Annotated in this window: 9 protein-coding genes; 2 read left to right on the top strand and 7 right to left on the bottom strand. The window is 39.0% G+C overall.

The window, feature by feature from the left end; genetic code table 11:
- On the bottom strand, positions 1–2,637 hold the full coding sequence (locus tag M9892_09695) for a zinc-dependent metalloprotease (GenBank protein MCO5254622.1): 2,637 nt from the start codon (positions 2,635–2,637) through the stop codon (positions 1–3).
- Between the two features lie 337 nt (positions 2,638–2,974).
- Here M9892_09695 and M9892_09690 point away from each other — a divergent pair, with 337 nt between their 5' ends.
- Entirely contained in the window at positions 2,975–4,636 is a 1,662-nt protein-coding gene (locus M9892_09690; GenBank protein MCO5254621.1) for a DUF885 domain-containing protein, read from the top strand.
- Between the two features lie 7 nt (positions 4,637–4,643).
- Here the strand turns inward: M9892_09690 and M9892_09685 are convergent, their stop codons facing one another.
- Both M9892_09685 and M9892_09680 read right to left on the bottom strand, forming a co-directional pair.
- The gene (locus M9892_09685; GenBank protein MCO5254620.1) at positions 4,644–5,390 is read right to left on the bottom strand and encodes a phosphatase PAP2 family protein; all 747 of its coding nucleotides are present in this window, start codon (positions 5,388–5,390) and stop codon (positions 4,644–4,646) included.
- A 1-nt stretch (position 5,391) separates the two neighbouring features.
- Positions 5,392–6,018 (bottom strand): Crp/Fnr family transcriptional regulator, encoded by a 627-nt coding sequence (locus M9892_09680; GenBank protein MCO5254619.1) that lies wholly within the window; start codon positions 6,016–6,018, stop codon positions 5,392–5,394.
- 89 nt (positions 6,019–6,107) lie between these two features.
- On the opposite strand from M9892_09680, the gene M9892_09675 reads away from it, so the two are divergent.
- Positions 6,108–6,476: a DMT family protein gene (locus tag M9892_09675; GenBank protein MCO5254618.1), complete on the top strand. Its 369-nt coding sequence runs from the start codon at positions 6,108–6,110 to the stop codon at positions 6,474–6,476.
- 74 nt (positions 6,477–6,550) lie between these two features.
- On the opposite strand, the gene M9892_09670 is transcribed toward M9892_09675, so the two are convergent.
- The 4 genes from M9892_09670 to M9892_09655 all read right to left on the bottom strand — a co-directional run bounded on the left by M9892_09670 (position 6,551) and on the right by M9892_09655 (position 15,694).
- Positions 6,551–8,641 carry a dipeptidyl peptidase 3 gene (locus tag M9892_09670; protein ID MCO5254617.1) on the bottom strand — a complete coding sequence of 697 codons (2,091 nt, stop codon included), beginning with the start codon at positions 8,639–8,641 and terminating at the stop codon, positions 6,551–6,553.
- A 192-nt stretch (positions 8,642–8,833) separates the two neighbouring features.
- Positions 8,834–11,611: an aconitate hydratase AcnA gene (acnA, locus tag M9892_09665; GenBank protein MCO5254616.1), complete on the bottom strand. Its 2,778-nt coding sequence runs from the start codon at positions 11,609–11,611 to the stop codon at positions 8,834–8,836.
- A 122-nt stretch (positions 11,612–11,733) separates the two neighbouring features.
- The gene (locus M9892_09660) at positions 11,734–13,050 is read right to left on the bottom strand and encodes an NAD-dependent succinate-semialdehyde dehydrogenase (GenBank protein ID MCO5254615.1); all 1,317 of its coding nucleotides are present in this window, start codon (positions 13,048–13,050) and stop codon (positions 11,734–11,736) included.
- Positions 13,051–13,348: 298 nt separating this feature from the next.
- Positions 13,349–15,694 (bottom strand): T9SS type A sorting domain-containing protein, encoded by a 2,346-nt coding sequence (locus M9892_09655; GenBank protein ID MCO5254614.1) that lies wholly within the window; start codon positions 15,692–15,694, stop codon positions 13,349–13,351.
- Between the last annotated feature and the right edge of the window lie 221 nt (positions 15,695–15,915).

Genomic DNA, 15,915 nt, shown 5'->3' with positions numbered 1-15,915 from the left:
TTACTTGTTATAATCCAAAATACGGTCTATTCTGTACAACAAATATTTCTTGTGATTTTTGCTTTCTTCATTACCTGAATTCACGCCAGCTTGAACCATCTTTTTGATGTCTTGCAAAGCAATCGTCATGCGGGCAATAGACAGATTATCATAATACATTTTATAAATTGAGTTAATATTTCTGTCGAGCAAATCAATATAATAAATCTGCAAATTTTGTCTTTGCAAATTCACATTTCCATTGATATCCGCCTTAAAAATAGCGTTGTTCAAGTCGTTGAACAAATCATTAAGTGTATATTCATTTCCATACATTCGGGAATCTGAAATCCTTTTGAGCGTAGTGAAAGCGAGCAGATGTTCCAAGGGCATCGCCTGCATAGCGAGGTGTCTATCCAACAGTTTAGGGTCTTCGGTATTGGAGAAAAAACCGAATCCGCGTCTTTGGGGTTGTAAAAATGGCAACAAAGAGTCCGGAACGGGCAATGCATTGGGCACAAAGACATAATCCGTAAGCAGTTTCATGGCTCGTTTCTGGTCTTGCAAAGCAACCGGTGTCAAGGGTTTTGAGCCGGGTTTTTGTCCTGCCATAAATCTTTCAGCATATACTCCTCCAACATATCGTGAAATGACATCGCCTTGTTTGGCATATTCTCCTGTGAGCAACATATAGGCATTGCGCAATTCATGATAACTTTTTCCCTCTGATACATATTTTTGTTTAACACTTTCGAAAACTTTGTTTACCAACTTCATTCGGTTTTCGGCATACAGCATGGCATCGTTACTCTGGTCAAAAATATTTACGCGAGGGTCAATTCCTTTACCGGGTGAACGCATGTCATCCGCATCATTTCCATAAGCAAGGTCTTTTTCGATTGACCGCGCGAGTATTTTTTCTAACCTAGCTTCTTCTGCCGCTTCATCGTTCAGTCCTTGTGAATATCCGTATGTAATTGCCCAAATATCATAAGGACCGGGTTGGGTGTTGTACTGCTGTACTTCTTGTCCGGATACATTGGCAAAATTCATGGAAGGATAATCCATCACAGAAGCTGCAGTTCCTTTGATACGTGTAATATTAATATTTTGTAATTCCTCGGGCGATAACATTTGCGTAGCTCTCATGTTGTGCGTGAGTCCGAGCGTATGACCAACCTCATGCAACACAAGATAATACAAAGCTTCTTGTGAGAATCTGTCAATCTGTACTTGTGTTCCGCCCATGGCTCTGAGTGCTGTGATTCCAAACAAAGTTTGTTGTTGCAATATTTCACCCAAATTACAATGTGTAGTACCAAAATCATGGTCATGGTGGGTATGGTGCAACGAATCCATTAACATTTCAAGATATTCGGAAGGGTTATTGGTTGGCATAGCAGTAAGTTTAAAAAGTCTGTCACTGCTTAAACGGTTGGTCATAAAAACAAACTCAAACATGATGTCCGCACCTAAGATTTCACCCGTAAGTGGATTAACAAAACTGGGTCCATAGCCTCCAAAAGCAGGGTTTGGTGAGCTTGTCCAGCGCATCACATTATAGCGGATGTCACCGGCATCCCATGTTGCGGTGTCGGGTTGCACATAGACTTCAACAGCATTTTTGAAACCGGCTGCTTCAAATGCAATATTCCACTCCAAAATAGCTTTTTTGATAGTTTCTCTGTATTCGATGGGAGTAGTGTTCTCAATCCACCATACAATAGGCTTGACCGGCTCTGATACAGCAGCATTGGGGTCTTTTTTCTCAAGATTCCAACGATGGATATAATCGCGATAATTTACCGCTTCAAAAGTGGTCATATCATTTCTTTGGGTAGTAAAATAACCCACCCTCTGGTCATCACGTCTGGGTTTGAAATTGTTTTGCGGAACCTTAATAAAACTGTGTTGAATCACTGTCTCTGTATATCTTCTTTCAGTTGTGCCTGCACCTCCTACAGATTTTGGAAACGGGTCGTCATATACATATTTTACAATTATATCACTATTCTCCGGATAGCTTCTTACATTGACATATTTGGTCTTGGTGGGACTTAATGAACCTAAGGAATAACCCATAGGCAATGGTGTGGATTTGATTTGTTCAAGTGTTTCTTTCAAAAAAATATTATCTGCAGAAATCAAAAATTTGCTGAAATCTGTATTTGCCGCAATTATTTTTTCACTTGCCATCATACCCGGCACCACGTTAGCATCTCTAGCATGACTGAGCGCAGAGAGTGTGTCAAAATAAAAGCTGTTGTTTTGGGTATTAAATTCAATCTGATTGTAGTATCTGTCAATCTGAAAAACCTTGCTTCCTCTATACATTCCACGAATTAACCCTACACTGGCAGGTCCATTCTCAGAATAACTAAAATAGATAAACTTTTGTCCAATCTGATTATTATCAATGGACATATACATCGCACCTGTGGTTGTGTCTCTGTAAAAAGTAAATAAGCCTTCAATCTTTTGCATCCCTTTGACTTTTTTGTCAAAATTTTCATAACCGGGTCGGGATGCGGGGGCTTCTGCTACAGCTGCCGGTTTCTTTTTCTTTTTGAATAACTGAGCTTGTGCATCATGGCTCAATAACAGATTGATAGCGATGGCAAATCCTAGTGCCAATACATGCATAAAACGAAATTTCATGGTTCTGATTTATTAATTTGGCAAAAATGCATTAATTAAATGAATGTAAAAAGGGCTTAGGTTATAATGCTGTTTGGTACTGATAAACAGTAACATTATAGCTTATAGCCTAAATTCAAATAAAACACATGGGTGCCACTTTTTCCAATGGAAGAAAATGGAGTTTTTATTACATTTATATAACCCAATTCAAATTTTAACTTGGGCAACAAATGGTATTCTATAAAATAGATTTAAAAAAATTTGCTTTAGCTTTGTCTGCATGTTGAAACCCTTATGCATAAGCACGGTTGCCTTATTGATTGCAGCCTGCAGCAATCACAAAACAACAAATGAAATGAAAAACAATGTGGCTTTTGATGACTATCAAAACAAGTTTATAGAGCAGTTTTGGATACAGTACCCCGAATGGGCAACCAATGTAGGATATCACCACAATGATACACTACTCCAAATTCCTAATGAACAAACACGCCATGCACAAAGGCAATTTGCACAAAGTAATCTCGACAGTTTGCATGGTTTTGAATTAAACTCACTCGATAATTCTCAGAAAATTGATTATCACTTGATTGAAAATCAACTCAACAGAATCATTTGGCAAATAGATGAAGAAAAATCATATCAGTGGGATCCCTCACAATACAATGTGAGTGGACTAATTGCTTTTATGTTGTCAGAAAACTATGCTCCGTTGGATAAGCGTTTGCAAGATATCCGCCACCGATTGTACAAAATACCGGCTTATTATGAGGCTGCCAAAAGCAATTTGAAAGACCCTGTTATTATTTTGACTACACTTGCCAAACAACAAAATACAGGCGGCTTATCAGTTTTTGAAACCGACCTCAAAGATTCTGTGCAACACTCAACCTTGTCTGATGCTGACAAACAAACCATGTCAGACAATATTGCTAAAGTTGTTACTGCCATCAAAGACTTCATCCATTATTTGGATACCATGCCCAACCCCACTCCACGAGATTTCAGGATGGGAAACACACTTTATGAAAAGAAATTTGGATTTGATATACAGTCAATCTATACCGCTCAGCAGATTTATGATTCAGCCCTCATTCGCAAGAACTTCCTACATGAAGAAATGTTTAAGATTACACAACAATTGTGGTCAAAGTATTTTGGCAACAAACCCATGCCTGAGGACAAACTCAAAGCCATCCGTCAGATTATAGACACAATATCCCTCAACCATGTCCAAGCTTCTGAATATCAAGAATCCATTGCAGCACAACTGCCGTCATTAATTGCTTTTATTAAACAAAAGAATTTACTCTATATTGACGAATCAAAACCCTTGGTGGTCAGAAAAGAACCTGCATACATGGCAGGGATTTCAATAGCGTCTATCAGCGCTCCCGGTCCTTATGACAAGGGTGGCAACACATATTACAATGTCGGCAACATTGAAGCATGGACACCCGCAAGGGCAGAAAGCCATTTGAGGGAATACAACCATTATATTTTGCAAATTCTCAATATACACGAAGCCATTCCGGGACACTACACTCAGCTTGTTTATGCCAACCAAAACCCAAGTCTTGTCAAGAGTATTTTTGCAAACGGAGCCATGATAGAAGGCTGGGCAGTTTATACCGAACAGATGATGTTAGAAAACGGATATGGAAACAATGAACCCGAAATGTGGCTCATGTGGTACAAATGGCATCTGAGAACCGTTTGCAACGCTATTCTGGATTATAGTGTTCATGTAAAAGGAATGACCGAGCCGCAAGCATTGCATTTGTTAATGGATGAAGCATTTCAGCAAGAAGCAGAAGCACGTGGCAAATGGACGCGTGTAAGTGTTAGCAGTGTTCAGTTAATGAGTTATTTTACCGGATACAAAGAGATTTATGATTTGCGCGAGTTTGTTAAGAAAAAAGAGGGAAAGCATTTTGAATTGAAATCTTTCAATGAGAAATTCCTTAGCTATGGCAATGCTCCTGTAAAGTATATCCGAGAGATGATGTTGGAATAATTTGCACTCAAAACACAAAGCCCAAGCCTACACCCGGATGGTTGTGATTGTAAAAAGGTTTGAGGCTTATTCCCTTGTTGGCATGCAACTTTTTACTGATATATGGAAAAAGCCAATATACAATTTCAGTTGACAAAATCCCTATTCCTGCACCTGCAGCCACATCTCCCAACCAATGTCGGTTGTTTACCGTGCGCATCAGTCCGGTAGCAAAGGCAAAAGGATAACCCATCATTCCCAGCCAAATATTCTTGTCTTTGTATTCTCTGAACATTAAGTGAGCAGCCGAAAACGCGGTTACAGTGTGCCCTGAGGGAAATGAAGTTGTGCCGGTAGCATCAGGACGTTTTTCTCTGACAGTATGCTTGGTGGGTAATACCAATGCAGCCGAAACCATTTGTGTCATGGCATAGATAACAGTCAAATCCAATAATTTATGTTTTCCTTTGATACCCACAAGGTTGAGTCCATAAACTGTTATAATGGGAGCAAACTGGAGTCCATTATCTATTTTGGATTGATAAGGCAAATGCTGTTGAACATAAGATTGCCATTGCATATTGACTCGCTCTAACTTGCCAATCGTGAGACTTCCCACTCCATAACCTATTCCGATGGCGGGTATAATGAGTTTTGTGGCTGAAAAATGATATGCACTTGAATGTGATTGCAAAGTATCCGTATGAATGCTTGCATGGGTTGACAAAATGCCCAAGAGAAAAACAGAGAACAAGAGCATAGCTTTGTGTGCCATATTAGGAAAGCAGTTCGATTTTGTTTCTGCCGAGTTTCACAATGCCGGAATCTTCTAATTGCTTCAAAAGCCTTGATACTACGACTCTGGCAGTACCCAATTTTTGGGCAAGTTGTTCGTGTGTCATGACAATGGTATGAGAGCCGGTTACTTCAGCAGTTTTTTTGAGTAAATCAAACAACCTTTCATCCACTTTTTTAAATGCAATGTCATTTACCACTTCCAAGAGTTCTTCAAATCTTTTGTGATACAATTTAAAGATATAATCCAACCACTGAGGGAATTCTTTTATCAGAAAGGAAATTTTTTCAATCGGAATAAACAGAATCTCGGCATCTTCTTCAACCTCTGCCCTGACTTTGCTTGTTTCGTTATGTAATCCTCCTAAAAATGACATGATACAACTTTCTCCGGCTTTGATATAATAAAGCAGAATTTCGCGTCCGTCTTCTTCTTCTCTAAACACTTTGAGAATCCCTTGGGTTACAATCGGAATAGAACTGATGTGGGCATTGTCATCCAGCACAATATCCCCGGCTTTGAAATGCTTTACAATTCCGTATTGATATAGTTTTTCCACTAATTGCGGTGATGCCCTGAATGCTTCTATCTTGTCGAGAGTTTGCACGTAGCAAAGATAGTGGATTAGCTTAGTAAGGGAAAAAGTCGATTGGCTGAATAATTCCGATACATTTGTTGCCCATTATCCAAAATTATATGCGAGGAGTTTATACTATTTTGCTGCTACTATTGTCCAATATTTTCATGACCATTGCTTGGTATGGACATTTAAAACTGAAAGAATATTCGTGGTTTGCCAATATTGGTCTGGTCAAAGTAATTCTATTGAGTTGGTCAATCGCATTATTAGAATATTCTGCCCAAGTACCGGCAAACAAACTCGGATTTGAAGGCAACGGAGGTCCTTTCTCTATATGGCAACTCAAGGTGATTCAAGAAGTGATAACACTGATTGTGTTTACAGGTTTTACTCTCTTGGTTTTTAAGGGCGAATCATTGCGATTGAACCATCTCATCGGGTTTATTTTTTTGGTGCTTGCCGTTTATTTTATCTTCAAAAAATAACAAGCTTGATTTACGCTCATAAAAAAAGGGTTTTCGGAAAACCGAAAACCCTTTTTGTTCAATTGATTAAAGACTTAATTCATAATAGGCAGAAGAGAATAATCTCTGGCATATTCCATCATCTGACCGTAAAAAGATTCGGGATATTCTAATTTTACATCTATGATTTTATCTCCTTGCAATACCGGAACAAGTCTGGGTTGAATAAACCCTTTATAAGGTTTCAGATTGAGTTTGGCATATCTATCCAACACTTCTTTATGAAGTTCTTGGTTCACCTTAACACCATAAGTTTCAACAAGATTTTTACCTGCATTGTAATCTCCTTCTGATTTAATTCTTTGAATTTCACGCAACAACTGTCCGAACAAGTCTCTTAGTTTGTTGTAATCATTGATTCTCACATAAGTTTTGCCGTTTACTTTGTACATTTCAACCACATTGTCTGCTTTGCCTTTTTCATAGCACCAATAAGCAACCAAAGCCCTGTTACGCATGTGTGCTTCTTCGATTTCATCACCTAACTTAAGTCGGGTCAATTGGGTCATCAAGCCGTTTCTCATGTAGGAATCATATTCGGCTTTGCCCACTTCAATGGTTTCCATCACACCAATTTCAACTAATTTAGGGTCAATGGCATAATACAAACCTACCAAGTCAGCGCGAGCTTCTTCCAAAGTGGATGCATAATTTTTCAGAGTCTTGTCAGGAGTGGCAATACCCGGATTGATTTGACCCGAAGCATGTCCTATACATTCGTGCATATCAGTGTGAAGGTTACTTGCCAGTGTTCCCCATTTTTTGGCTCTTGCAATTTCTGCCGTATCAATCACAAATTCTTCAAGAAATCCACTGCTTTTGCTGCTTAGGTCATAAGCATCCACAATATTACCGAGCGATACAGATTTAGAACCATAGTCTTTACGCAACCAGTCTGAATTGGGAAGGTTGATACCTATAGGGGTGCTGGGTGCAGCATCTCCTGATTCAACTATGGTAGTAATAACTTTGGCACTGATTCCTTTTACCTCTTTTTTCTTGTGTTCGGGCATCAAGGGTGAATTGTCTTCAAACCATTGTGCTTGATCAGAAATGGCTTTGATTCTCTTAGTAGCTTCAAAATCTTTTAATGAAAGGACGGATTCAAAACTGCCTTTTTTGCCGAGCGCATCACCATAAACTTCAATAAAACCGGTAGTGAAATCGATAGTACTCTCTGTGTTTGCAACCCATTCAATGCTATACTCATCCCAAAGTTTCAAGTCACCGGTTTTGTAATATTGAACCAAAATCTCAAGTGCCTTTTTTTGATGTTCATTTTCGGACACAGGAATAGCTCTTTCAATCCAATAAATCATTTTTTCAATAGCAGCACCGTACATACCGTCTAATTTCCAAACTTTTTCAACTACTTTGCCATTCTCTTTGGTTGTTTTGCTGTTCAATCCCCATTCAGGGTCTTTGCCGGTATGAGGAAATTTGCTGTAATATTTTTCTACTTCTTTTTCTGTAACCCCTTCATAGAAATTGTTGGCAGATTCAACCACATGGTCAATACCTTCCTTGAGATTTACCATTTTGGGCATAAATGATTTGTCAAAGATAAGCTGGTTGAGAAAATCCAATAGATTATCAACGGTCTGTCCTTCTTGCAAAGGCAAGGTATTTGGGTTCACTTTCTTAACCAAACCTGCAAAATATTCATAAGAAAATTCCGGTGTAAATTTATCATTGGAATAATGGTGATAGATACCATTGCTAAACCAAACCTGACCTGCATAGGTTGCAAAATGCCCCCAGTCTGCCCCTGTTCTTTGAATAGTGGAATCAGCCCAAATTGCTTCAATTGTTTTTCTTAGTAATAGATTGTACTTTCCTCTCTGGTCATAAATAATATCTCTTCCACAAAGTGCAGCCTGATATAAATAATAAGCAAATTCTTTTTGTTGAAGTGTGAGTTTGTCCCATCCAGGAACTTGATAGCGTAATAATTGCAGGTCTGCAAAAGCTTCTGCATTCACATTAAAGGTGGAATCCTTAGGTGTAACTTGTGTTGTTTCTTTCATGTTTTTTTCTGATTTGTTTCCTGAGCAACCCGATAATACTCCCAGTCCAATCAATGAGCCGGAGAGTAAAATCAAGGCGGTTTTAGTAGTTTTTTTCATAACGCTTTGTCTTAATCGAGTGGCAAATCTAAGTGATATGATTTTGAATTGGTAAGAAGATTTTATGGAGAGTGGTTTTATGACTATTAACGAGAGAAACCCTAACAAGTATCATAACAGCGGGTCTTTTCAATCAATAAAAAAGCCCGACTTCATTCAGTCGGGCTTTAAATCTATATTGTACGAAACAGATTAGTTCTCTTTCAGATAGCTTCTCAACACATATTGAAGAATACCGTCATTTTTGTAATATTCAATCTCTATGTCAGAATCCATTCTGTTCATCACTTTGAATTGAGTTACTTTTCCATTAGAATGAGTAGCAGTAACATCAAGCAATTTGTGTGGAGTCAAGTTATCAGCCAGACCTTTGATATCAAAAGTTTCTGAACCATCTAACCCAAGACTTTGCGCATTTTGTCCATCCACAAAAGTCAAAGGAGCAATGCCCATTCCAACCAGATTACTTCTATGAATTCTCTCAAAACTTTCGGCAATTACCGCATGGATTCCAAGCAAGTAGGTTCCTTTTGCAGCCCAGTCACGAGAAGAACCGGAGCCGTATTCCTTGCCGGCAAGCACTACCAAAGGTGTTTTGTCTTTCATGTAGTCCATAGCTACTTCATATACGGTTTTCACTTCGCCTGTAGGTTGATAGATACTGTATCCGCCCTCTTTGTTTACGTTTGGAATCATGTTTTTGATACGAACATTAGCAAAAGTACCGCGCATCATCACCTCATGGTTTCCTCTGCGTGAACCATAAGAGTTGAACTCGGATTTTTCAATTCCATGAGCCAACAGATATTTACCGGCAGCACTTTCAGGTTTAAAACCGCCCGCAGGTGAAATATGGTCAGTAGTAACAGAGTTACCAAGGAATAGCAGTGCTTTTGCACCCATGATGTTTTTAATTTCTTTGGTGGCAGCACTGATATTTTCGAAGAAAGGAGCTTCTTTGATATAGGTTGAGTTTTCTCCCCATTTGAAATTTTCGTCCAAAGATATTTCCAGATTCTTCCAATCTTCTGAGCCATCAAAAATCACATCATATACTTCTTTGAAATCACTTTGTTTCACACATTCATTAATCGTGTCGGTAATTTCTTCTGTGCTGGGCCAAATATCTTTCAAATAAACAGGCTCTCCATTGGGGTCATAACCAAGCGGATCGTGAATTAAATCTACATCCACTCTACCCACCAAAGCATAAGCGACTACAAGCATGGGCGACATTAGAAAGTTCATTTTAACTTGTGGGTGTACCCTTGCTTCAAAGTTTCTGTTTCCTGACAATACAGACGCAGTAACCAGATTTCCTTTGTCAACTGCTTCTGCGATATGCGGAGGCAGCGGACCTGAGTTTCCTATACAAGAAGTACATCCATACCCAACGGTGTGGAATCTCAAAGCATCCAAATCTTTGTTTAATCCGGAACGCTCAAGGTAGTGTGTTACAACTTGAGAACCGGGAGCCAAAGATGTCTTAACCCATGGTTTGGTTCTCAGCCCTCTTTCAATTGCATTTCTTGCCAACAATCCTGCACCCATCATCACAGCAGGGTTAGAAGTGTTGGTACAACTTGTAATGGCGGCAATTACAATGCTTCCGTCACTCAACAAATATTCTTCATTTTTGAATTTAATTCTCACCGATTTTAATCCGTCTTTGATTACCTCTTTGTGGCTGGAATCATGGATTTCGTTGTAAGTAAACTCAGTGCCTGAACCGCCTTCACCAAGCCATGCACATTCTCTTCTTTCTAACAAGTCTTTATAATCTCTGGAGAACTCATCTTTGAGTGAGATAGAAAATTGGTTTTTAAGGTCTTTTACAAAAATTTTGTCTTGAGGGCGTTTAGGACCTGCCACAGTAGGCTCAAGTGTTGCTAAATCAAGTTCTACTATCTGTGAATACTTGATATTTTCACTACCTGTTCTCCACAATAAATTTTGTTTGCTATATTCTTCTACAATCTTTATCTGTTCTTCGCTTCTGTTGGTTTTGTGCATGTACTCCAGTGTGCGTTCGTCAATTGGAAAATAGGTTACGGTACAGCCAAACTCAGGTGACATATTTCCGATGGTTGCCCTGTCAGTAACTGATAGGTTTTTGAGTCCGTCACCAAATACCTCCACAAATTTTCCAACTACACCGGTGTCTCTGAGCAATCTGGTAATAGACAGTACAAGGTCAGTAGCAGTACAAGCAGCGGGGATTTTTCCGGTTAGTTTCAAACCGATTACCTCCGGACATGTAAAGAAACTGGGCTGTCCAAGCATGGCTGCTTCGGCTTCAATTCCGCCTACACCCCATGCAATCACTCCAATTCCGTTTACCATTGGGGTATGTGAGTCGGTTCCTACCAACGTGTCCGGAAACAACCATCCATCACGTGCAATCACCCCTTTGGACAAATATTCAAGGTTTACTTGGTGGCAGATTCCCATGCCCGGAGGCACAACGGTGAAGTTTTTCAATCCTTTCTGAGCCCATTTCAACAATTCATATCTCTCTTTGTTTCTGTGAAATTCAAGTTCTACGTTTTTATCAAAAGAATAATCTGTCCCATAGTAATCAACCTGTACAGAGTGGTCAATCACAAGATCCACAGGGATAGCAGGGTTAATTTTTTGACCGTCTTTTCCATGTCTGATAAATTCAGAACGCAGAGAAGCCATGTCCACCACCGCAGGAACTCCGGTGAAGTCTTGCATAAGAACTCGAGCCGGCATAAAGGGGATATCCTTGTCTGTTGCTTCAGGCGACCAATTCATCAATGTGTTTATATGATCGTCAGTAACGGTAAAACCGTCATGGTTTCTGAGCGCATTTTCTAATAAAATTCTGATACTGAAAGGCAGATGCTCGATGTTCTTTCCACCCGGCAAATCCTTGAGTGAACAATAGTTATAACTTTTCCCGTTAATACTGATTGTTTTTACTGATTGGGGCTTTTTATTACTCATGTCTGTTACAATTATTTTTTTAATGGGGTTGCAAATGTATTGATTTCTATGGTCTTTTAGGGATGAATTTAGTCCAATATCTAAATTAAAAAGATTCTATATAATGATTTATTGAGGTCATTTTATTTAGGGAAAAAAATTGTTTTTGTATTCACAAATTCACGTATTCCGTCTTCGGAAAGCTCTCTGCCAAATCCCGAATGTTTAACACCTCCAAAAGGAAGTCGGGGGTCTGAGCGCACCAACTGATTAAAAAATACAGAACCTTCTTCAAACAAATGTACTTTTTGCGCAATCTCTTTTACATTGCGTGTACAGATTGATACTCCCAGTCCAAAATTGGTTTGATTGCTCAGTTTGATAGCATCTTCAAATTTTTTAAATTTTATTATTGCAGCCACCGGACCAAATATTTCTTCTTTGAAAACCGGCATTTCGGGTGTAATTTCAGTAAGGATAGTGGGTTCGTAGAACCTATCTCCTCTGTGTCCGCCCACCCATACTTTGGCACCCATTTTAACCGACTGATTGACTTGTGTCTCCAATTTTTCTGCTAAATCTATTCGCGCCAAAGGTCCTATATCCGTTTCGGGGTCAAGCGGATCGCCCATTTTGAGAGCTTTGACTTTAGCTGCAAATTTTTCTAAAAACAGATTGTAAATACCTTCTTGAATCAGAAATCTTTTAGCAGCTATACAGCTTTGTCCAGCGTTGCGGTATCGGGCATTTACAGCTTTTTCTATGGCATTGTCCAAGTCTGCATCGTCCAACACAATGAAGGCATTACTTCCACCTAATTCCAAAACTGATTTCTTGATTACTTTGGCTGCCTGAGAAGCCACGATTGAACCGGCTCGTTCGCTACCGGTCAGAGAAACGGCTTTAACAAAGGGATGTTCTATGATTTGTACCACATTTTTTTCCTCTAAAGGCAGATTTTGAAACACCCCTTCGTCAAAACCGGCTTTGAGAAAAATCTCTTCCAGTATGCGTGCGCATTGAGGTACATTGTCTGCATGTTTAAGCAAAACGGTATTGCCCGCAAGAATTGTGGGAACAGCAAACCTAAATACTTGCCAGAAAGGAAAATTCCAAGGCATAATTCCCAGAATAACTCCCAGCGGCTCATATCGTATAATGGCATGGTAGTTATCAGTGTCGTATTCTCTGTCCTGAAGAAACTCATCGCAGTGGTCTGCATAATAATTACAGTTAAGAGCACATTTTTCAATCTCTGCGTTTGACTCTGAAACGGGTTTGCCCATTTCGGTAGAAATTATTTTGGCAAACTCTTGTTTGCGAGCTAACAAAATTTTTCCTGCTTTTCTGATTTGTGCAATGGGTCGTTTCTGAAATGAATTTAGGTTCTTGCGGTATGTATGATGGGCAATTTCAACTTTATGAATGGCTTCACGCGTTGATATATATTCGATTGACATGATGAATGTAGTTTATGTTATGGGTGTTCTAACACCACGGCAAATGTATTAAAAGACTTAGGCTATTGTTTTGAAATTGGACTAAAAGCATTTGTGAGCGGTAAGCACTTTTACTTATTATTGCTACATTATTCTGACATTCAAAAACAATAACTTGAAATGATTTTATTTTTGTTTTTTAAAAGCACACTGAAATAGTGGGGTACACTAAGTCAGACACAGATGTCCGGGTAATCATTGGTTTTGATTAAACTCATGCTTCGCTAAGGACACAATAATGCTGATACTGTTACTGTATTTACAGTTTAATAAATCTACCGTGATAATTACCAAAGTCTGTGCTTAGTATAATGGTGTAGGTGCCTTGCGGGAGTGTAGTTATACTAATCTCTGAGCTTGTCCTTACGTCTTCTATGTGGAATATCATTTTGCCATCAACAGCATAAATCTTCAATTCTCCCTTTTGTACTTGCAAATTGGCAGGAAGAATGAGTTTAATATTGTCTGCTGCGGGATTGGGGAAAATAGTAAGTGTGGTCAAAGAAGGATTGAAAACTCCGCCTTGTTGAGGAGCCTCTACCAAAGTATCAGACCACTCAGACCAACAATAATTATTGCTGACTCTCAAACTATAGAGCGTTGTATAGGCAAACCCGATAGTTCTTTGGCTGCCGGAGAACGTAGCACCATCCACCTTCCACTCGTACAATTCATTCACAGACAAAGAGCTGATACTGTCCTTGTCATTTGAAATCAGGAATAAAGGGGCATCGGGTATAGGGTGAAAGACAATCTCCACCGTATCATTCAGATTGCTTGGACAACCGTTGTAGTTCATAGTTTGGACAAAATAAACACCGCTTTCAAAGATAGCAATGACCGAATCTGCTTTGCCATTAGACCAAAGAATTGAATCCGCTGAAGACTGGCAATGTAAAAATGCTGTATCGCCATCACAAAAATGTTGACCACCGGGACTGGAAACAACCGGGTTGGAAGGTCGTGTCAAAACGTTTGTAATAATTTCGTTTGACCAATCGCTTACGCAATCATTACCATCAATGAACCGGTATTTAAAACTCCCTGATTGATACACATATCTTATAGCTTCATCAAACCCATCATTCCACTCCACAGATTTGATGTTAAATTGCATGGTAGGAGAGAGAGAAATACTATCTCCTGCACAAAAATCAGAACCAGGGAAAGCCACAATTTCGGGTTGTTCAGGTTTTGGAAAAACGCTGAGTGACACACTGTTTGAAATCGGGCTTGAACAACCGTCATTGCTGGTAACAAATAGGTTATAAGTTCCGGGTATAATGGTTTTTAGAATTTGACCTCCCTGACCATTACTCCAAGTATAATTTGTAAATCCCGGAGTACCGGTGAGTACAAAAGTATCGCCTTCGCAAAGTTTAAGTGCATTGGCTACAACCGTTGGTTTCTTTGGATTTTGATAAATCACAACCTTTACCGTATCATATCCTGCACATCCTAAATCAGAAGTCATGACTACGGCATATTGTCCGCTACTGCTTACTTCTATTCTATTCGCAGTTGAAATAATAGTACTTGACGGCAGATTTCTCCATTCATAAGTATGACCGGCTGGCAATCCGGCACTAAGTTTATATGTCAATCCTGAATCAAGACAAAGTGTGGTATCTATGCCCAGATTGGGTTTAGGAAAATCTTTTATCTGCAATTTGAAAGTGTCGCTCTTAGTACATCCATAAACGTCCGTGGCTTCTGCCCAAACAATCTTATTAAAAACCCCACGTGTGCTTAGGCTAAATGTAACATCAGCAGTAGTGTCTCCTGTACTCCATCTATAAGAATAAGCAGGATTAAGTGACTTGTTCACAGTCTGATTGCCACAAATGACGGTATCACTGCCTAACTCAATGTCAATCGGAAATGCTATACAAGGTTCAATAGTACCCAACGAAGCCACCTGAACCGGAGTATAGCAAGTGTCAAATATGGCGACAGAACTTACGTTGATAGGTCCATCTTCTCTATTGTTATCTCCAAAAAACAGAATATTATCAAAGAGTGCGTAGCGGTCATCTTTTATATCAGGCTTGCACGTGTGTACCAAATTTCCGTTTATATAAACTCTATAAAAAGAGTCGTTGCACACAGAAAGTACCATGCGGTACCACACATTAGTTGACAAAACGTGTGAAGAATAGGTTAATTGAGCTGTCCCAAAAGTACCCGGATTGGACTCTGTTATTGCTTTAATAAAAAACTCTCCATCATTGGAGTTTGTGGTATCTGTTTGGTAAAAGGTTGTCCAATTATTTATATTGTCAACCATAAAATCAAAGAGTAATGTATATCGATTCACCCTAGTCCCATTGCCATTAGGAGCAATATTGTGATAGCTTCTGTAAAAAGAACCGGTATCAATTTTTACCCCCCTATCACCATAATATGCGCCCGGCACAGATTGGTGTGTTCCAACGAGTAGTAAGTCATTGCCAACTGTGGCTTTGGTAAGGTTGTTGGTATCTTGAAATTGCCAATAACCTGTCAAATGGGGATGCAAAGCAGGATTAATATCTTGGGCTTGAATAGAAGGAATAACAAACAAAGTCAAGATAAAGCAGAGTGCATGATAGTAATGTTTATTCATTTTTTTGGTTTTAAGTGATTAACAATAACTTCAAATTGTTTGCAACAAACATAAGAAAAAAGCAAATTAGAATATTGCTGCGCAATATTTTAAATAACTATTCAAGCAGATTTTAACTATAGAGTGAAGCAAACAACTCATCGATCAACCCTAACAAGTATATTCAACATTTTTTCACGCTGTTCTTTACATCATATTAATTGCTTAATTTGCATATCAAT

It is taken from the genome of Bacteroidota bacterium (assembly GCA_023957335.1).
Lineage (GTDB): Bacteria > Bacteroidota > Bacteroidia > NS11-12g > UBA955 > JALOAG01.
Note: the sequence above shows the minus strand (reverse complement) of the source record. Positions and strands in the feature narration are given on the sequence as shown.

Bases quoted from the DNA above. Each gene is read 5' to 3' on its own strand.
- M9892_09695 (MCO5254622.1), bottom strand. From the start codon at position 2,637: ATGAAATTTCGTTTTATGCATGTATTGGCACTAGGATTTGCCATCGCT.
- M9892_09690 (MCO5254621.1), top strand. From the start codon at position 2,975: ATGAAAAACAATGTGGCTTTTGATGACTATCAAAACAAGTTTATAGAG.
- M9892_09685 (MCO5254620.1), bottom strand. From the start codon at position 5,390: ATGGCACACAAAGCTATGCTCTTGTTCTCTGTTTTTCTCTTGGGCATT.
- M9892_09675 (MCO5254618.1), top strand. From the start codon at position 6,108: ATGCGAGGAGTTTATACTATTTTGCTGCTACTATTGTCCAATATTTTC.
- M9892_09670 (MCO5254617.1), bottom strand. From the start codon at position 8,641: ATGAAAAAAACTACTAAAACCGCCTTGATTTTACTCTCCGGCTCATTG.
- acnA (MCO5254616.1), bottom strand. From the start codon at position 11,611: ATGAGTAATAAAAAGCCCCAATCAGTAAAAACAATCAGTATTAACGGG.
- M9892_09660 (MCO5254615.1), bottom strand. From the start codon at position 13,050: ATGTCAATCGAATATATATCAACGCGTGAAGCCATTCATAAAGTTGAA.
- M9892_09655 (MCO5254614.1), bottom strand. From the start codon at position 15,694: ATGAATAAACATTACTATCATGCACTCTGCTTTATCTTGACTTTGTTT.